Genomic DNA, 18,629 nt, shown 5'->3' on the forward strand with positions numbered 1-18,629 from the left:
TAATAGGGGGAAGGCTACTTGAATTCACTTGGAGAACGAATTAAACAACTAAGAAAGCAAAAGAGGATGACCTTAGAAGAGCTTGCCGGTAATCGTTTAACTAAAGGGATGTTAAGCTTGATAGAAAATGGGAAAGCCCAACCCTCCATGGAAAGTTTAAGATATATAGCAGAGAGGGTGGGAGTGGAAATGGCCACCTTGCTTGATGAGGGGAATGTAGAAGAACTTCGTGAACTGCTTTTAGAAATTGAAACATTGTATAAGTCAACCTATTTTCCATATTCCGAAGAAGAGAAGGAAAAATTTGAAGCAATTTATGAAAAACTTTCTGCGAAAAAAGATGAGTTGCAAGGGAAGAAATATGAAGAAGTCAGGTTACTTGAATACTATATAAGGTTATCTGCTCATTTAAAATATGAGCAAGAGGATGTGACAATGTTCGATATCATAAATCATTATGAAAAAATACACGCTTATAGCCGAATTATCGATTGTTATAGTTTCTTGGCAGGCGATGCCTTTTACCGGAATGACTATAAAATCGCCTTGCAATTCATTCTTGATGCCGAACAGAGAATTCAGCCTTATAAACATTTAATCGACCATATTGCATTATTGGATATGCATTATATATTAACCGTTCTCTATGCAGCCATTGATAACACTACAAAGACTCAGGAACATCTTGATCTCGCCCTGGAAATCGCCCATAAAAATAAAATTTATTATCGTTTGGATGATTTTTATCGTTTTACATTTATCCAGGCAATTGGACGAGGGGATAAAGAAAAGAGCGATTATTATTTAACAAAGTTAAAACAGCATGCAGATTTTACGGAAGACAAGCTATCTATAGCCGGCCTAGCATTTGCCTTCGCTCATTATACGAATCTTATCGAGAAAGACTATGCGAAAGTGCCAAGTTTTAGAAAGTATATAAGCTCAGAAGGAATGGAAAAAGAAGCATTTGACGACCATATATTATATAGAATGGAGGAAACCTACGCTTATTGGGCGCTTGGCGACTTTAAAAAGGCTCTTGATGCAAGCGAGGGCGTCGCGATTCCTGATTATGTACATCATCCGGTCGATCTTTCCATCATGCTAAGATGTTTTGCTGTACGTGCTTTATGTTTCCATGGACTTGGTGAGAAGGAAGCAGCAAAAACGGAAGTTTTATATGCTTATCATGGTGTTGCCGAATTTCCAAACTCAATTTATAAGTCGTTCATCCAAGAGGCTTATGAAAAAATACAATATGGAAAAAAGGTTAAGTAGGGAGGCTCCGCCTCTACTTAACCCTTTTTTATGCTTACTATTTTACTGAACCGCTCACAAATTCAGCATCGTTATAGTACATATTTTTAACCAAGACATTAGGTCCCAAGCATTTCACTGCAGGGCAATGGCAATTTAGTGATTTTGCTAAATCGGTAGCTAACCATTTATTAAAAACTTCCGTCAAGGAATCGGTTTGGATATTGCCAAGTGCGGGTGTATCGCCGAAATCTGTAACAATGACATCACCGGAAAAGATATTCACGTTAAGTCGCGAACGACCATCCGGATCATTGCGCAATGTGACATTTTTTGCTTCACGTAGGCGTTTTAATAATGCTTGATCCTCCGCATGTGGGCTGCAAGGATAAAGGGGTAGCGTACCAAATAACATCCAAGTGTCTTCGTCACGGATGTCCAGTAAGTGATTGATTGCACCGCGTGTTTCTTCCAAGGAAAGTGAAGTGAGACTTGATGCAAAATCGGAAGGGTACATCGGATGCACTTCGTGTCTTGCGCACTTCATCTCATGGACAATCTGGTGGTGTATATGTTCAATAAAAGGGATCGTTTTTTTATTTAACATCGTTTCAGCCGAAACCATTACGCCTTGTTCTGACAGCATGCGGGAGTTTTCGATCATTCGATTGAAAAGGGCGGCTCTTTGGTCGAACGATGGTTTTCTTTCCATCATGGCGAATCCAGTTTCGACAAATTCCTCCATCGTCCCCCAGTTATGGGAAATATGAAGGACATCAAGGTATGGTGCGATCTCCAAATATCTTTCACCGTCAATTGTTAAGTTTGAGTTCATCTGCGTTCTTACGCCGCGTTCATGTGCATATTGCAGAAGTGGCTTCACATAATTTGCGACCGATTTTTTGCTCAACATCGGTTCGCCCCCGGTAATACTTAGGGTTCTTAAATTCGGAATCTCATCTAATCGTTTCAGGACCAGCTCTATTGGCAGTGCGGAGGGATCCTTTGTTTGCAAAGTGTAGCCTACTGCACAGTGTGCGCATCTCATATTACATAAATTGGTTGTTGTAAACTCAATATTTGAAAGTGTCAATTTCCCGTATTGTTCTACATCTAAATAAGCTTCCCATGGATCGAACTTAGGAGTAATCTTTTCCAATGTTTTCATAGTTTATGATCTTCCTTTCCAAAACTACATTTTCTCACAACAGGACCTTTTAGAAAACTAATTTTGCCTCATAAAGAAGATTTAACTGTTTACGCGAGAATCTATACTGCTTTCCAGCTACAGATTAAGCGTCTAATTGCTTGATGAAACTATGATTTTCACTATAATAGACATCTCCATAAATATTTTCGATGACGGTTTTACTTATTTCAATCTTGGAAAAGTTAACTGCCTGCACATTAAAACGGGATCTATTGTTTCGGATGACACTATCCGATACATAAACGGAAGATTGGTTTTGTGCAAAAATATCGGAAAGGGAGCCATCCGTAATTTGCACACTTTTTAGTTCAACCGTCGATTCAAAATCTATCCATAATTGGTGTTGATCGTGTTTTGAAATAAAGCAATCCGTAACAAATACTTCGCTATGATTTTGGATATACAAAGCATTTCGGTTGCCATCAAATAATTCACTGTTTTTCAAAATGACAGAACTATCATTTATTACCATCTGGGAAAGTTCATGGTTGAAAATTTGGCTATCAAATAAATATAGGCTTGAATTTCGCAAAACCTTTACCCCATATGATTTCCCATTATAGATTTGGCAATTTTCAAAGCGGGCATTTGACAAATCACAAATTTCAATCTGCACGTTTTGACTATCATAAAATTGGCAATCGATCGCTGTAAGTTCGCACTCATTCACGATAAATAAACTTTTTCCATTATAGAGCTCGCTTTGGATAATGTAAATTTCCACATTTGACTTACAAGCAATATGCGGCATTTCGTTATCGAATATTTGACACATATCCACCTCAACTTTTGAATGGGACATGGCCAGTATTCCATTTCCTGCATTTTGGGATAAAATCGATTTGAAAACAGATAGCTCCGATTTGAATAATGTAATGGCAGAATTAGCGTTATGTGTGATTTCACAATCTACAATTGAACAATTGGCGCTATCTTCGACACAAATCCCGACATGATAGCCGCCTGTAACTGCACAATTTTTAATTGAACAAATCGATTTATCCGCTATAGAAACTTGGGAGGATCGATGCCCCTTAATTGTAGTCTCATATATATTGACAATCGATTGGTCTCCGATCTGAACACCGATATTCTCCCCATTATGAATATGGCAATATTCAATATTTAACTTTGAGTCTTTTGTCACCACAATATTGGACTTTTTACTTTGAGCAATTTCACAATAAAAAATTTGGGCTTCTGCCTTTTGAGTAATCGAGATACCCGCATCTTTCCCTTGTTGAATCGAACAATAGCGTGCTGTCAGCACCCCTCTTTGTACGCAAATTTGCGTTTGTGTGTTGTATTGAAGAACGGTGGATTGAATTGAGGCATCTCCTTCGTGATAAACATGAATACCCATTCCATCCCCGTGTTCAATAACACTTTCATGGTCGATGAACCGTGAATCCTCCACAACAATTTGGGCACTTGTATGGTGATGGAAATGGCCGTTCCTGGATTGCAAAAAGGACCCATTTTTTATGCATAAGGCATGCTTGGCATAGGAAAATTCACATTTTTCTATACATACTTGGGATGATTCCGCTAAAATTTGAACTTTGCCATTATGATGGAATGCGCAGTTTTCAAAAGTTGCCTTACTATTATTGATGATGGAAATTGCCATATCTTTTGCATATTCGAAAGTACAGTGATAAGCATTTATTTTTCCTCCGTCAACCGTGGCATGAGTATCACTTTTCCCACCTTTAAAATGGCAATTTTGAAGCACAACATCTCCTTCAATATACATTTGGGCGGTTGGGGAGATAGTCAAGTTTTGCAATGTAACCGATACATTTTTGGGGATGATGATTAGACCTTCGATAATTGTCTCATCATGCATATCGCCGGCAAGTACCATATTTTTATTGAAATGAATAGATTCTCTATATTGCCCAGGTTTTAGTTGGATAAAATTCCCTGTCTTTGAGTGTTGGATGCTCTTCTGGATTGTTTTTACTTTTTTAAATACCCTTGAGATGAAACGATAGATCGACATAAGGGGTGCCTCCTCCATTAAAAAATCAATACTTCTATTCTCACTTAAAATTCGGAATCTTAATCGCTTATTTACAAATCTTTCTAAAAGAGTGGAAATTATTTTACTTTTTGCTAAAAGCAAAAGAGAAGGTTACAATTAACTTTATTTACACACTAGGAGGATTACACCTTTGAAAGCTACATTCAACGAACTATTGACTATGAATGAAACCGAAAGACAAGCATACATGAATGAAAACGGGGAGCAATTAATCGAAACGATGATTGCCCATATCGGCCATCCCGAAGATGAACTTCGTGATAAACTGATTTACCGATTATTTATCGAATTATTGGCTGCCCAACTTTTTACCCGCAAGCAGATGGCCCAAATTGCCAGCACGCTAAAAGGCGATCACTACCTATTTTGTTCCATCGGTGAGCGTGAGACCGATACTGTATTTACACGTTCATTTTCAGCACTTTGGCTAAGCGACCTAATTAATGCAGACGGTCAACTTCGATTCCTGAGTGAGCAAGAAGCAACCAGCATTTTAGATGCTGCCTCCATTTATTTAACAAAAGAAAAAGATGTGCGTGGATTTGTTGGCGAGAAAGGCTGGGCTCATAGTATTGCACATGGTGCGGATCTATCAAGCGCAATTATCGCCCATCCTTTATTCAGTGTTCGGCTTGCTCCTGTCATTTTGCAAGGCATCAAGGATGGTTTCTGGAAAGGAACGGTTTATGTTGACGATGAAGAAGAACGGTTAGTAACAATTGTAGAAAAGTTGATTGCGAAAGATTTCCCGGAAGAAGTATTAATTGAATGGGTGGAACAAACATTTGATAAATTGCAATTTTATTTAATGGAAGTAGGTTATACTCCTCAGTATTTTGCAGCCCGAACAAATACTCTTCATTTTATGAAAACTTTATACTTCACATTAAAGTTTTCTCAAAAATCACCGCAATTAATGGGGATTGTTTCGTTATTCGTTGCAAAATGGATGAAACAATAATAAATTGTAACTTGAGGTGATCCTATGAGGAAGCGTATTATACGAATTCTGGTTTTTCCATTTATCCTCATTTGCTTAGGTGTGGGATACAATCTATTTTTAGTTCACTTTTCAGGTGAAGGAAAAGCGACGCCTGAGGAGGCACTTCCGCAGGATGCAAGATATGAATGGATCGAAGGGCCAAAAAGCGAGAAAGAGCACAGGTATTTCTTCCTTTCGAGCGGCAATCAATTTGGAACTGAGGTTGTTGAGAGGAATTTCAAAGGTTGGAGTTCGAGCAATGGCACATCCACTAAGTTACCCAAATCTTTGGAAGAAAACGAAATAGCTGGCGCTTACTCCGATGGCAAAATCTTGTTCGGGCTATTTAAACCGAATGGGGAAGTAAAGGTCACGGTGAACAATGATTCTACCAAACGCATTGACCTAAGCTCTATTTCAGCAGAATTCAAAAGGACTTATCCTATTGCAGGGTATGAAATTTGGTACATCGATTTAGCAGATTTGAATGATCAAAAAAACTATTTAATAAAAGTATTGGATGAAAATGAAACTGTAATAAATGAGTTATCAATCTAATAATAATTGTCCACAATTTAAATGTTACATATAATGATGAATTAAAATATTCACTTTGCTATTTTACAATAGTAAGTTATAATACTCTTCGCATAGTAAATGGCTAGGTCATAAAAATAACTTATCACAAAAGATAATATTAATGTAATTTACTTATGTATATAAATCGTTTATGATGATTTATGGAGAAAGCTTTGCAAGCATTTCAATTAATTAATAGGGGGAGTACAATAATGGCAAGTAACTTACACAACAGCCGTTCTTCATTTGATGTTAATGGTAAAACATATAACTTCTACCGTTTATCTGCACTTGAAGAAGCTGGCGTAGCAAACGTATCACGCCTACCTTACTCAATTAAAGTTTTATTAGAATCTGTATTACGTCAATTTGATGATTATGTAATTAAAGAAGAACACGTAAACAATTTAGCGAAATTTGGTGCTGGTGCTGATGTTGATGGTGAAGTACCATTCAAGCCATCACGTGTAGTATTACAAGATTTCACTGGTGTTCCAGTAGTAGTTGACTTAGCGTCTTTACGTTCGGCTATGAAAGAATTGGGCGGAAATCCAGACAAAATCAACCCAGCAATTCCAGTTGACCTTGTAATTGACCACTCAGTACAAGTAGACAAATATGGTAATGCTTCTGCATTACAAGCTAACATGGATCTTGAGTTCGAACGTAACGCAGAACGTTACAACTTCTTAAAATGGGCTCAAACTGCATACGATAACTTCCGTGCTGTTCCTCCAGCAACGGGTATCGTACACCAAGTAAACTTGGAATATTTAGCGCCAGTTGTTCACGTAAAACAGAACGAAGATGGCACTTTTGAAACTTTCCCTGACTCAGTAGTAGGTACTGACTCACATACAACAATGATTAACGGTATCGGCGTTCTTGGATGGGGCGTTGGTGGTATCGAAGCAGAAGCTGGTATGTTAGGTCAAGCTTCATACTTCCCAATTCCGGAAGTAATCGGGGTTAAATTAACTGGTGATCTTCCAAACGGTGCAACTGCAATGGACTTAGCATTAAAAGTAACTCAAGTTTTACGTCAACGCGGTGTTGTAGGTAAATTCGTTGAGTTCTTCGGTCCTGGTGTATCGAAATTACCATTAGCTGACCGTGCAACAATTTCAAACATGGCTCCTGAATATGGTGCAACATGCGGTTACTTCGCTATTGACGAAGAATCTTTAAATTACATGCGTTTAACTGGACGTGAAGAAGAACACATCGCAGTAGTTGAAGCTTACTTAAAAGCAAACAACATGTTCTTCGATCCAACATTAGAGCCTGTTTACACTGATGTATTAGAAATTAAATTAGAGGACATCCAACCAAACCTTTCTGGTCCGAAACGTCCACAAGATTTAATTCCTCTTACTGAAATGAAAGCTCGTTACCATGAAGCAGTAACTGCTCCAATGGGCGTACAAGGCTTTGGTTTAACAGAAGATGAATTCGCTAAAAAAGCCACAATTAAATTTGCAGATGGCGATGTGGAAATGCCAACAGGTGCTGTAGCAATCGCTGCAATCACTTCTTGTACAAACACATCTAACCCATACGTTCTTTTAGCTGCTGGTTTAGTTGCGAAAAAAGCGGTTGAAAAAGGTATCCAACCACCTTCATGGGTTAAAACTTCTTTAGCACCAGGTTCTAAAGTAGTAACTGGTTACTTGGAAGAGTCAGGTTTACAATCTTACCTTGACCAAATCGGTTTCAACACTGTAGGTTACGGTTGTACAACATGTATCGGTAACTCAGGTCCATTATTACCTGAAATCGAAGAAGCTATCAAAGACAATGACTTATTCGTAACGTCAGTACTTTCTGGTAACCGTAACTTCGAAGGCCGTGTACATCCGCTTGTAAAAGCTAACTACTTAGCATCACCACCACTTGTTGTTGCTTATGCATTAGCTGGTACTGTAGATATCGACCTACAAAAAGATTCTTTAGGTAAAGACAAAGATGGTAACGATGTATTCTTCGCTGACATCTGGCCTTCAACTGAAGAAGTAAACGCTGTACTAAACAAAGTTGTAACTCGTGAATTATTCCAAAAAGAATATGAAACAGTGTTCACAGCGAACGAAAAATGGAATGCAATTGAAACATCAACTGAGTCTCTATACACATTTGATGAAAAATCAACTTACATCCAAAACCCACCATTCTTCCAAGGATTATCTAAAACTCCAGAACCAATCAAAGGTCTTGATGGTTTACGTGTAATCGCGAAGTTCGGTGATTCAATCACAACTGACCACATTTCACCAGCTGGTGCAATTGGTAAAGATACACCTGCAGGTAAATACCTACAAGAAAATGGTGTAGCAATCCGTGACTTCAACTCTTACGGAAGCCGTCGTGGTAACCACGAAGTTATGATGCGCGGTACATTCGCTAACATCCGTATCCGTAACCAAGTTGCTCCTGGTACAGAAGGTGGATTCACTACTTACTGGCCAACTGGTGAAGTTGAATACATTTACGATGCTTGTATGAAATACCAAGAAAACGGCACTGGCTTAGTAGTACTTGCTGGTAACGATTATGGTATGGGATCTTCTCGTGACTGGGCTGCTAAAGGTACATTCTTATTGGGTGTCAAAACAGTTATCGCTCAAAGTTACGAACGTATCCACCGTTCGAACCTTGTAATGATGGGTGTATTACCACTTCAATACTTACCAGGTGAAAGCGCTGATACATTAGGATTAACGGGTAAAGAAGAAATCTCAGTAAATCTTACTGACGATGTAAAACCACGTGATATCTTAACTGTAACTGCAAAAGCTGAAGACGGAACTGTGAAAACATTCCAAGCTCTTGCTCGTTTCGATTCAGAAGTAGAAGTAGACTACTACCGTCATGGTGGTATCCTTCAAATGGTTCTTCGCGCAAAAGCAGCTGAATAATATAAAAAAAACTGATAAGTTCAATTTGAACTTATCGGTTTTTTTGCGCTATATTAAGAAGAATCAAACAGAATTTCCAAATATAACCTCTATTTTCGGAATTTTATAATAAGTAACACCAATTTTTTGAAAATTTATAGATTTTTAGATTTATATCGTATAAAATATAATAAAATTATAACAATACATAATTTTAAAATTATTTTCTCGGAGGTTTTATTTGAATGACATTTTCTAAAAGCAGCAAGATCTTCATCGCATCCGCAACAACCGCGGCTCTGGCATCTTCCGTTTTAGTTATCACGCCTGAACAAACACAGGCAGCAAGTTCATTTAAGGACGTTTCTACGTCAGATACTCATTATGAATCTATTTTAAAATTATCGGAACTAGGCATTGTTAACGGTTTCAAAGATGGTACATATAAACCAAAAGCGGATGTTACTCGCGGACAGGTAGCGCAACTATTGGCCAAGATTCTAAAACTGGATACAGAAAACCAAAAAGATCCCGGTTTTACTGATGTCTCAAAATCCAATGGTTATTATGGTGCGATTGCTGCATTGAAAGAAGCGAAAATTATCGAAGGTTATGAAGATAAAACCTTCAAAGCAAATGAAAAGATTTCTCGCGCACATTTAGCAAAAATGATCTCTACTGCCTTAAAAATCTACCCCAAAAATAAAGAAGCATTACCATTTACAGATGTGAAATTGTTCAACGATGAAATTAAAGCACTATATGATTTCGGAATAACACTTGGCACATCAAAAACAACATTTGCCCCGAATAAAAATGTTACGCGTGGTGAAGTAGCATCTTTCCTTTATCGTGCTCTAAATGTATATGACTCTACATTCTCTCTATCAATTATGCATAGCAACGATACACATAGTGCGGTTGAGATGGCACCAAAACGTGCTGCAGCGGTAAAAGAACAACGCGCTAAAAATCCTGATGCACTATTGCTAGATGCAGGCGATGCAAACACTGGAACACTTTACTACAATGAATTTAAAGGACAAGCAGATGTTGCATTCATGAATTATATGCAATATGATGCCATGACATTTGGGAATCACGAATTTGATGCAGGTTCAACACCGGAAGGCCACCAAGCTTTAGTGGACTTTATCAATTCGGCTGATTTCCCATTAGTAAATGTAAATATTGACTTTTCGGCTGATGCGAAATTTACAGGTTTATTTACCGATTTGATCACCAGCGAACCTGAAAATGGAAAAATATACAACGGCATTGTGAAAGAAGTGAATGGTGAGAAAGTTGGTATCTTTGGATTAACAACTGCTGAAACTGCTGATATTTCTTCACCAGGTAGTATTGCTTTCCAGAACTATATAGAAGAGGCTAATAAAGCTGTTAAAGCATTTGAAGATCTTGGAGTGGACAAAATTATTGCGCTATCTCATTTAGGTTTTGATGATAACCCTACTGTAGATAACGATGTCGTTTTAGCAGAAACTGTTAAGGGCATTGACGTTATTGTTGGTGGCCACTCACATACAACATTAAACGAGCCATATGTAGTAAACACGAACACAACAGGTGAAGCAAAAAACACAACGTTAATCGTACAAGCTGCCAATGCGAGCAACTATTTAGGTACACTCGACGTAACATTTGACACGGATGGGGCAGTTGTAGCATATAAAGGGGAATTATTGGACCTTGGCAAATATAATTATGATCCAGGGGCACTTAAACTTTTACAACCATATAAAACACGTGTTGATGAAGTGGGGAGCACAGAAATCAAAGCTTCAACAACTGAAGCACTTGTTAGTCCACGTGTTTCCGATGAAGGGAATACAAAACAGTTAAGTGTTCGCAAAAATGAAACAGCTCTAGGCAACTTAATCACTGATGGAATGGTTGAGAAAGCGAGAAGCTTTACGAAAAAAGATATCATCATGGCAGTTCAAAACGGTGGGGGAATCCGTGCTGCGATTAATGCTGGACCTATTACGGTTGCAGAGGTAATAACAGTGCTACCATTCGCAAACACACTTGCTGTAATGGATGTAACAGGTGCGGAGTTAAAAGCGGCATTTGAAACTAGTATTGGTGTATATCCTAAAGAGGACGGTGGATTTTTACACGTATCAAAAGGTGTGAAAATTCAATTTGACTCATCTAAACCTGCTGGTGAGCGTGTTGTAAGCATTTCCTACACAAACGCGGAAGGTAAAGAGGTAGCACTTGAAAGTAATACAACTTACACGATAGCTACTAATGCATTTACTGCCAAAGGTGGAGACGGGTATGATATGTTCGCCAAAGCTTATGCGGAAGGCAGAGTAACAGACTTGGGCTTGTCGGATTGGGAAAACTTCAAAGAGCATCTGGAATCAATCGGTACGATCACACCGACAATTGAAGGCCGTATTGTAGACGTAGCAAAATAATACTTTTTTCAAAAGACTGGATTTGCAGTAACTTGTAAATCCAGTCTTTAATCGTTATGATGATGATATATCTTGCATATTCTTTCTAAAGTTTACATTCTATTAAAATTTTAGTTGAAATATATACATACTGTTAATAAAATAAATACAGATGCTTTATTCCAAAAAAAACAGGAGGAATTATGGATAATAGATATAGTATCTTGGCGAAGTTTCGAGAAGGGCAGTATTTCTACTTAAACTTCAATAATCCTAAAATCTTAGATTGTTTAGAACAAGTTCCTCCACCACAAGGATTATTGGCACTGGCAGAGTGGCCTATATACAAACATGCAGAGATTGAATTTTTTGTTGAACTAATCAATGGGAACATTAGTTATTACCACTTGAAGGATCGCCGGACAAAGGTGATGAAAACGATCAAACTCGATCAAACCGAGTTAGATAATAACTAATTACTAATTGAAGAAATAAGAATTAAACTGGAATTGACCAAGACCAAAATAGAAGGTATCACGAATGTGATACCTTCTCAGAGTGTAGACAAAGTCGATCTTCGACTTTGTCTACACGTTTTTTTAGGCTATTTCCTTCAAATTACCCAGACTGTCTTGAAAACGCTTGGCAGACAAGGCGGGCAGTCGAGTGAAGAGATGAATAGAACAAAACGTTCATGAGGGGACGAACGAGACAACCAACGCAGGATGAAAGCGTTTGTCAACAGTCTGAAAAGGTATCACGAATGTGATACCTTTTTTTGCCGTTTTTTACCATTCAATTTTAGCGATGATACCTTCATCCTCATGAAGATCCAGCAGGATTCTAGCTGAAATGGAATCCCGATTTAATTTCTCGTCAAGATACAGTCGAATAGCTGTAATAAAATTTACCGTATTATAAAACTCAACTTGACCGTGAAGGTAGGCTTCCGCGCTGTAACCAGACGCATCATCATACATCAATTCCACTTCAACTTCAGTCGGCTGCACTTGCTTAAATTTTGCATGGAAATAACATATTGCGTTAATGACTTCTTGCTCAGATAATGTCATCTTTTCCACTGGTCAGTTACCTCTTTGTTTTTCTTTCTTTTCATCATTTGGAATATTTTCATACAAATGAAAACAATGAAGATTATGGCTGCTGCATTAATGGCGAACCCTAGAATATTTCCGATGAGGCCCATATCTGAGAACAAACTACCAAATAGTAACCCGGCAAGTCCACCGATAAACAATCCTCTCATTAGACCACCGCTTGAAAATCCTCCTTTGGTCGTTGTTGTTTTTGTTGATTTATTTGTTGCCGTAGATTTGTTAACAGTCGATCCGGAATCATTATTGCGAATATTATTATTCGTTGTTCCTTGATTTGTGTTATAGCTTTTCTTACCAGATTTGTACGATTTTGCTTCAGCAGTTTGTATGTGGTCGAAAAAAGGAATAACTGTGCCTACACTTGAGAACGCTAAAGCGAAGGCAAATAAGATTATAGCAAGTTTTTTTATCAATATAAATCCTCCTCTGTCAATTAAATTACACTTTTGATTGTGTGATAGTTTTGTGTGCTACTTTATAATTATATCAAAATATAAATTAATTAAAAAATATTTACTATAGACCTTTAATCCCTAATCATATTATGGTGTTCTGTTTAGCTTCTATGATGGGGAATTTGTAGTTAATCTTCCATTTTGCTAAATGAGAAAGTATGATAGAAAAGGAAAATAAATCTAAGTTCTCGAAATGGTGAAAGGAATGAAAAAAATGAGAGATGCACGTTTTAAAATTGCAAATCGGGAAGCCTTGATAGGTGTCGTACTTGTAATTATTAATTTCGCTATCTGGTTCGGCTTTGCATACGGACTCGGTTCTGGGGATCCTACCGAATATACCATGATTTTAGGATTTCCTGCCTGGTTCTTCTATAGTTGTATTGCAGGAACGATTTTTATGATTATCCTGATTTGGGTGGCGATAAAAGTCTTCTTCAAGGATGTACCATTCACCGATGAGGAGGAAGACATATGATTCATTGGCAAGTTATTTTTCCACTAATTATCTTCCTCATCATTATCTTTGCCATTGGTTTTTGGGCAAATAAACAAGTGAGAAATTCGGAATCCTTTTTGCAAGAGTATTTTTTAGGCGGCCGGGAAATGGGCGGTTTTCTACTAGCAATGACAATGATGGCCACTTATGGTAGTGCATCCAGTTTTATAGGGGGACCAGGAGTTTCTTACAATTTAGGACTCGGATGGGTTCTGCTCGCCATGGCTCAATTACCGGCTGGTTATTTTGTCCTGATGATTTTAGGCAAAAAATTTGCTATTATTTCGCGGCGCTATCAGGCCATTACTTTAATCGATTTTTTGAAAAAGCGATATAACAGTAATATTGTCGTTATCATTTCCGCGTTTAGTATTATCGTTTTCCTATTTGCTTCCATGACGGCACAGTGGGTTGGGGGAGCGCGCCTAATTGAATCATTAACAGGTTTAAATTACACGGTGGCTTTATTGATTTTTGCTGTAACAGTCCTGGTATATGTTATTATTGGTGGATTCCGCGCTGTGGCACTTACGGATGCCTTGCAAGGGACAATTATGATTATTGGTACTGTCGTGCTATTGATTGGAACCATCATAGCGGGTGGGGGGATAAATCATATTATGGATGCCCTTTTAAATGAGAACCCTCAAATGTTATCGCCGTTCGGTTCCGATGGCTCTCTTACCCCTCTATATGTATCCACTTTCTGGATTTTGATTGGGCTAGGGGTAATTGGACTGCCTCAAATTGCAGTTCGCGCAATGAGCTATAAGGATTCAAAAAGCTTGCACCGAGCAATTCTTATCGGAACGATAGGGATAGGGACTATTATGTTTGGAATGCATTTAATTGGCGTTTTGGCTCGCCCTGTAACGCCAGGAATTGAAATAGCAGATAAAGTAATGCCAACGCTAACCCTGGAAGTTTTGCCACCGGTTCTTGCCGGCATTGTGCTTGCGGCTCCAATGGCTGCGATTATGTCGACCGTGAATGCTCTATTAATGCTTGTCAGTTCAACAGTCGTAAAAGATGTTTACCTGAATTTCATTAACCCGAAGGCGACTGATTCACAAATTAAAGCAAGAAGCTTCTGGGTGACAACGATTATAGGACTAGCTGTCGTTCTTTTATCTTTGAATCCTCCTGAACTGTTAATCATGCTTAACCTTTTTGCGTTTGGTGGGTTAGAATCTGCCTTCTTATGGGCAGTAGTATTTGGGCTTTACTGGAAAAAAGCGAATAAATATGGAGCCATTTCTTCGATGATCGTTGGTTTAGTTTTATATATCGCCATCTATCAATTTTCGCCCAATATGTGGGGAATGCACTCAGTAACAATACCAATATTAGCATCTTTGGTAACTTTCGTGGTTATTAGTTTAGTGACCCACTATAAATCAACCTTAAATTAACCAATTTTCAGATAAGATTTTTATATTTTGTTTTCTAGTTCAATATGATAAGGTCTTAAGTAACAAAGATGGGAATTCTATTGAGAGATGATCCATAGTTATCAAAGCAGAAGAGGGGTCGTTTCAAATGACAAAAGATAGCAAAGCACAATATAATGGGTTGATTTTATTGACTGGATATTTACAAAGAGTGTATGTAGCAGAGACGATTTACCGCCGTGTCGGGGAACCCTATGATAGTGAACGCTTTGAGAAGGCGAAAGCACTGCTAGACGAAGCGTATACGATACTGCCAGTATTTGAGGAAACAAAAAAACTGACAGCAGCTCAAAAAATTCAGCTTCAATTAATCGCACAGAGCACGGATAAACTAATGGGGAGTTATTTTAAACAAATGCCTTTATCATTTAACCAAAAGTTGGCCATTGTTGGTTCTTCGTTATATGCGGAACAACATGTCAATTCAGGAATTATTCGTATGGGGGAATTGTTCAATATTGAGGTGAATAAAGACTTCCATCAACGCACTAAATTCTACGAACAACGCATGAAGATGATTGATTACCTGGTCTTTACCTTGCACCATGAACAAGAGCCGGATGAACAGTTCAAAAAACCTGTTGATCCATGGTTTAATGACGTCATGAGAAACAAAGACTTTATTATGGCGGATTTCAAACAGGTTGGCCAGTTATTGGATTTTTAATGAAAAGCAAAAAGCTGATTCGAAGAAGTTCGTTCTTCCAATCAGCTTTTTAATATTATTCGAAAAATACTTTCTCAATATTGTATTTTGCACGAAGTTTATTTATCGCATATGTTTCGTAAATTTCCCGTTCCATCGCATCTTCTACTTCATACACTTCGATTTTATATATTTCGTCACGGTATTTTCTCACTGGAGAAACATTGTCTTCAAAATGCTTTTTAATGCGTTGACGGATTTTGCGGGCTTTCCCTACAAACAATACTTCGTTTGCTTTGTTATAAAATAGGAAAAATCCACCTTTCTCACGAGTAATTTTATGGAAATCGATAAACCCGTGGAATGGAGTAATCGGCACTTCACCATCTTTCACTACTTGTTCTCTCTGATAGATTACAACATCTGGTTTTGGTAATTCAATTTTGATCAAAATAGTTCACGTCCTTCATATGAATAGAGTTTTATGCTACCATAAATGCCAATGAATTGCTATAAAGGAAAGGATAATCACTTTTTTTTGTTGTGCTTCTACTATTATTGACAGTAGGAGAGGTTGTTATAAATAGTATACGGGAAAATGTTTAAGCAGACTACTGATTTATATACGAGGCAAGTTCTTTGGACTTAGTTTTAGAAGAGTTTTTTATTGAGGTATCTTTGCCAAATACAAAGATCATTTATGGACGATTATTATCAATTGCTCTTGGATACTCTAATAGAGGTTGAAAATTTTATACCAATTCAGGAGGTAAGTATGAAGGAAAAACTTGGAGTACATGAAAGACTGGAAATCCATGAGTTATTAACTTTCAAAACGCTCTGTCTAACTAAATCCACTGCAATGGCCCCACTTGCACAAGATGAAGAACTAAAACGATTGCTTTCTGAAACTTCGCAAATCGATAGAGAAAGTATTCAAGCATTACAAGGTTATTTACAATAGGAGGCAAGACACATGACAAACAACCAAAATATGGGTGGAATGACCGCAATAACAGATCAAGTGATTGCAACAGATTTACTTCTTGCAGCTAAGTCGGGAATTAAAAATTATGCAGTTGCCTTAACAGAAACAGCAACTCCCGAAGTAAGAGAGACCCTTAAGAATCAGTTGAGTACAGCTATTGAAACACACGGAAGAATTACGGACTATATGATTGCAAAAGGGTACTACTATCCGGGTGATGTATTCCAGCAATTGGATGTTGACTTGAAAGCTGCAGGAACAGCATTAAACCTTCCTCAACAATAATATTAGGCTTACCGTAATGTCTTTTCTATTCTGAATATAATGACACAGCAAATTGTATTTCTAAAACTAAGAGATGAACATTTCTCTTAGTTTTTTTAACTCAAACAAGTACGTAACCGTTTCTTCGGTATATAAATGTCTTGAAGGATTACTTGTTTTTTTAGAAACGGAGGAGGTTGCATGTAATTCGAGTGAAAATACGCTTGGTTCAGCATTAAAGAGCAACATATCGAATAATAAATTGATTCTGTATAAAATATAGCTATTTTGGCAAATATACTCATGTAATCGTTAAAACATATTATTGTTCCGAAGTAGCTCAGTGGTAGAGCAATCGGCTGTTAACCGATTGGTCGTAGGTTCGAGTCCTACCTTCGGAGCCATTTTATTGATTCGCTTAAAGATTCAAAGAGTGCGGTGTTATCCAAAAAGGATAATGCTTTTCTTTACTTTGCAGTTAAAATTTGGGGGCATAAACGCTGTTGAAGAAGTGTTTTTCGCTAAAGTCCAAGCCGATGGCAGCCTATATATCGATGGTAAAGAGGATAAAATGATGAATTGATCAATAATTGCAGTCAATTTGGTTGAAGGTAATCAAATATCGGCTAATTGTGCTTGGTATATCCCCAAATCTTGCGCATACTCATAAAAAAAGAAAGCGATTTGATCAATAACACTGAGTTATATTTGTCCATTCGAATTTATCACATGTGCGAATAGAAATTCTATATTGACTCATAATAAGCTTCGGAGGTGAGATGGACAATGGCACAAAACAATAACAATAGCAACCAACGCAACAACCGTCAAAATAATGATGCAAATAACCGTAACAACCGTGAGGAGTTTGCTGAGGAATTAAACTTTGACCGCAATAACAACAATAACAATAACAACCGCAACAATAACAACCAAAACAACAACAATGAAAACCGCTAAACAGCCTCTCATCAATTAAATTGCAAAAAGCAAGACCCCGGATAATGTTTCTTTATGAAAAGTACATTATTCGGGGTTTTTTAGTTGGTACTAGTTAAGTATGGGAAGAATGAATCGTTACCAGTTAAACAGTACAGTGACAATATGACTCGGCACTTGAAATGAATTCTTTTTCAAGTTTGTACTTTTCAACCCTCAGTAGTCGTTTAAGTCGACGAATAAAATTTCCTTTGCATATACCTATAGGCGAACTGTTGATTCGGAATGGACAAAGTTAGTTAATTCGTTCCTATCACCAACTCTTGAAGCTTCAAGTTAAATTGCCGACACATGGTTGTTAGATAAGTTATAATAAGCATGAGGTGATAAACATGTTTATTAGTGAAAAACAAATAGAGATACGTTATGCAGAGACAGATCAGATGGGTGTGGTGTACCATGCAAATTATTTGGTGTGGATGGAGATCGGACGAACCCAATTAGTAAAAGATGCCGGCTTTAATTACGCCGGGCTTGAAGAGCAAGGATATCTATCACCAGTATTAGATTTGTCCATTCAATATAAAAAGGCAATGCGCTATGGACAGGTTGCCACGGTGAGAACTTGGGTAGAAGCCCATTCAAAATTAAAGACGATTTATGGATACGAAATTTTGCACGAGGATGGTTCGCTTGCAGCGAGTGCTACTTCATTACATACGTTAGTTAAAAAAGATAGTTTCCGACCATTTCCGCTCAGTAAAGTAGATGCTGCGTGGGATGCGAAATATTCGGAGATAGCTCATACAAAAAAGAAAGTCATTGATGCAGAGTAGCATTCGCTAATCTCAGACTGTTTAACAAACGCTTCCTC

Annotated in this window: 18 protein-coding genes and 1 tRNA gene; 14 read left to right on the forward strand and 5 right to left on the reverse strand. The window is 37.7% G+C overall.

Annotated features, from left to right (window positions below; genetic code table 11):
- Positions 1 to 18 precede the first annotated feature (18 nt).
- Complete coding sequence (locus CD33_RS13230; protein WP_036201444.1) at positions 19 to 1,278, forward strand: helix-turn-helix domain-containing protein; 1,260 nt, start codon at positions 19 to 21, stop codon at positions 1,276 to 1,278.
- A gap of 37 nt (positions 1,279 to 1,315) precedes the next feature.
- Here CD33_RS13230 and yfkAB read toward each other — a convergent pair whose 3' ends face one another.
- Together yfkAB and CD33_RS13240 are read right to left on the reverse strand one after the other, a co-directional pair.
- Positions 1,316 to 2,425, reverse strand: a complete 1,110-nt coding sequence (yfkAB, locus tag CD33_RS13235; RefSeq protein WP_036201446.1) for a radical SAM/CxCxxxxC motif protein YfkAB — start codon at positions 2,423 to 2,425, stop codon at positions 1,316 to 1,318.
- 124 nt (positions 2,426 to 2,549) lie between these two features.
- The gene (locus CD33_RS13240) at positions 2,550 to 4,472 is read right to left on the reverse strand and encodes a right-handed parallel beta-helix repeat-containing protein (protein WP_036201448.1); all 1,923 of its coding nucleotides are present in this window, start codon (positions 4,470 to 4,472) and stop codon (positions 2,550 to 2,552) included.
- Positions 4,473 to 4,644: 172 nt separating this feature from the next.
- Between CD33_RS13240 and CD33_RS13245 the strand changes: the two genes are divergently transcribed.
- The 5 genes from CD33_RS13245 to CD33_RS13265 all read left to right on the forward strand — a co-directional run bounded on the left by CD33_RS13245 (position 4,645) and on the right by CD33_RS13265 (position 11,871).
- Positions 4,645 to 5,475, forward strand: a complete 831-nt coding sequence (locus CD33_RS13245) for a DUF2785 domain-containing protein (protein WP_036201449.1) — start codon at positions 4,645 to 4,647, stop codon at positions 5,473 to 5,475.
- A 24-nt stretch (positions 5,476 to 5,499) separates the two neighbouring features.
- Positions 5,500 to 6,054 (forward strand): hypothetical protein, encoded by a 555-nt coding sequence (locus CD33_RS13250; RefSeq protein ID WP_036201451.1) that lies wholly within the window; start codon positions 5,500 to 5,502, stop codon positions 6,052 to 6,054.
- Positions 6,055 to 6,284: 230 nt separating this feature from the next.
- Positions 6,285 to 8,990 (forward strand): aconitate hydratase AcnA, encoded by a 2,706-nt coding sequence (acnA, locus tag CD33_RS13255; RefSeq protein ID WP_088291741.1) that lies wholly within the window; start codon positions 6,285 to 6,287, stop codon positions 8,988 to 8,990.
- Positions 8,991 to 9,214: 224 nt separating this feature from the next.
- A complete protein-coding gene (locus tag CD33_RS13260; RefSeq protein ID WP_036201453.1) occupies positions 9,215 to 11,416 on the forward strand; it encodes a 5'-nucleotidase C-terminal domain-containing protein in 2,202 nt (733 codons plus the stop codon).
- Positions 11,417 to 11,598: 182 nt separating this feature from the next.
- A complete protein-coding gene (locus CD33_RS13265; RefSeq protein ID WP_036201454.1) occupies positions 11,599 to 11,871 on the forward strand; it encodes a hypothetical protein in 273 nt (90 codons plus the stop codon).
- 312 nt (positions 11,872 to 12,183) lie between these two features.
- Here CD33_RS13265 and CD33_RS13270 read toward each other — a convergent pair whose 3' ends face one another.
- Both CD33_RS13270 and CD33_RS13275 read right to left on the reverse strand, forming a co-directional pair.
- Entirely contained in the window at positions 12,184 to 12,468 is a 285-nt protein-coding gene (locus CD33_RS13270; protein ID WP_309299209.1) for a DUF2653 family protein, read from the reverse strand.
- On the reverse strand, positions 12,465 to 12,926 hold the full coding sequence (locus tag CD33_RS13275; protein ID WP_309299208.1) for a hypothetical protein: 462 nt from the start codon (positions 12,924 to 12,926) through the stop codon (positions 12,465 to 12,467). Before CD33_RS13275 ends, CD33_RS13270 begins: the two co-directional genes overlap by 4 nt.
- 256 nt (positions 12,927 to 13,182) lie before the next feature.
- Between CD33_RS13275 and CD33_RS13280 the strand changes: the two genes are divergently transcribed.
- From CD33_RS13280 to CD33_RS13290, 3 genes are all read left to right on the forward strand, one after another.
- Positions 13,183 to 13,446, forward strand: a complete 264-nt coding sequence (locus tag CD33_RS13280; protein WP_036201614.1) for a YhdT family protein — start codon at positions 13,183 to 13,185, stop codon at positions 13,444 to 13,446.
- The gene (panF, locus tag CD33_RS13285) at positions 13,446 to 14,879 is read left to right on the forward strand and encodes a sodium/pantothenate symporter (protein WP_176400074.1); all 1,434 of its coding nucleotides are present in this window, start codon (positions 13,446 to 13,448) and stop codon (positions 14,877 to 14,879) included. Before CD33_RS13280 ends, panF begins: the two co-directional genes overlap by 1 nt.
- Before the next feature lie 127 nt (positions 14,880 to 15,006).
- A complete protein-coding gene (locus tag CD33_RS13290) occupies positions 15,007 to 15,585 on the forward strand; it encodes a hypothetical protein (protein WP_036201457.1) in 579 nt (192 codons plus the stop codon).
- A gap of 55 nt (positions 15,586 to 15,640) precedes the next feature.
- Here the strand turns inward: CD33_RS13290 and CD33_RS13295 are convergent, their stop codons facing one another.
- The gene (locus tag CD33_RS13295) at positions 15,641 to 16,015 is read right to left on the reverse strand and encodes a nucleotide excision repair endonuclease (protein ID WP_036201458.1); all 375 of its coding nucleotides are present in this window, start codon (positions 16,013 to 16,015) and stop codon (positions 15,641 to 15,643) included.
- Positions 16,016 to 16,339: 324 nt separating this feature from the next.
- Here CD33_RS13295 and CD33_RS13300 point away from each other — a divergent pair, with 324 nt between their 5' ends.
- The 5 genes from CD33_RS13300 to CD33_RS13315 all read left to right on the forward strand — a co-directional run bounded on the left by CD33_RS13300 (position 16,340) and on the right by CD33_RS13315 (position 18,591).
- Positions 16,340 to 16,528, forward strand: coding sequence for a hypothetical protein (locus CD33_RS13300; RefSeq protein WP_036201459.1), 189 nt, complete (start codon positions 16,340 to 16,342; stop codon positions 16,526 to 16,528).
- A 12-nt stretch (positions 16,529 to 16,540) separates the two neighbouring features.
- On the forward strand, positions 16,541 to 16,837 hold the full coding sequence (locus tag CD33_RS13305; protein ID WP_036201460.1) for a spore coat protein: 297 nt from the start codon (positions 16,541 to 16,543) through the stop codon (positions 16,835 to 16,837).
- A gap of 308 nt (positions 16,838 to 17,145) precedes the next feature.
- Positions 17,146 to 17,220: transfer RNA gene (locus CD33_RS13310), tRNA-Asn, on the forward strand.
- A 382-nt stretch (positions 17,221 to 17,602) separates the two neighbouring features.
- Positions 17,603 to 17,776 (forward strand): hypothetical protein, encoded by a 174-nt coding sequence (locus CD33_RS20535; protein WP_176400067.1) that lies wholly within the window; start codon positions 17,603 to 17,605, stop codon positions 17,774 to 17,776.
- A gap of 371 nt (positions 17,777 to 18,147) precedes the next feature.
- A complete protein-coding gene (locus CD33_RS13315; RefSeq protein ID WP_036201461.1) occupies positions 18,148 to 18,591 on the forward strand; it encodes an acyl-CoA thioesterase in 444 nt (147 codons plus the stop codon).
- Positions 18,592 to 18,629 lie beyond the last annotated feature (38 nt).

This window comes from Ureibacillus sinduriensis BLB-1 = JCM 15800 (assembly GCF_000772955.1).
GTDB lineage: Bacteria > Bacillota > Bacilli > Bacillales_A > Planococcaceae > Ureibacillus > Ureibacillus sinduriensis.

Excerpts from the sequence above, each read along its gene's own strand:
- CD33_RS13265 (WP_036201454.1), top strand. The coding sequence starts at position 11,599 with ATGGATAATAGATATAGTATCTTGGCGAAGTTTCGAGAAGGGCAGTAT.
- CD33_RS20535 (WP_176400067.1), top strand. The coding sequence starts at position 17,603 with ATGGCACAAAACAATAACAATAGCAACCAACGCAACAACCGTCAAAAT.
- CD33_RS13250 (WP_036201451.1), top strand. The coding sequence starts at position 5,500 with ATGAGGAAGCGTATTATACGAATTCTGGTTTTTCCATTTATCCTCATT.
- CD33_RS13305 (WP_036201460.1), top strand. The coding sequence starts at position 16,541 with ATGACAAACAACCAAAATATGGGTGGAATGACCGCAATAACAGATCAA.
- CD33_RS13300 (WP_036201459.1), top strand. The coding sequence starts at position 16,340 with ATGAAGGAAAAACTTGGAGTACATGAAAGACTGGAAATCCATGAGTTA.
- yfkAB (WP_036201446.1), bottom strand. The coding sequence starts at position 2,425 with ATGAAAACATTGGAAAAGATTACTCCTAAGTTCGATCCATGGGAAGCT.
- CD33_RS13260 (WP_036201453.1), top strand. The coding sequence starts at position 9,215 with ATGACATTTTCTAAAAGCAGCAAGATCTTCATCGCATCCGCAACAACC.
- CD33_RS13290 (WP_036201457.1), top strand. The coding sequence starts at position 15,007 with ATGACAAAAGATAGCAAAGCACAATATAATGGGTTGATTTTATTGACT.
- CD33_RS13280 (WP_036201614.1), top strand. The coding sequence starts at position 13,183 with ATGAGAGATGCACGTTTTAAAATTGCAAATCGGGAAGCCTTGATAGGT.
- CD33_RS13240 (WP_036201448.1), bottom strand. The coding sequence starts at position 4,472 with ATGTCGATCTATCGTTTCATCTCAAGGGTATTTAAAAAAGTAAAAACA.
- CD33_RS13315 (WP_036201461.1), top strand. The coding sequence starts at position 18,148 with ATGTTTATTAGTGAAAAACAAATAGAGATACGTTATGCAGAGACAGAT.
- CD33_RS13270 (WP_309299209.1), bottom strand. The coding sequence starts at position 12,468 with ATGACATTATCTGAGCAAGAAGTCATTAACGCAATATGTTATTTCCAT.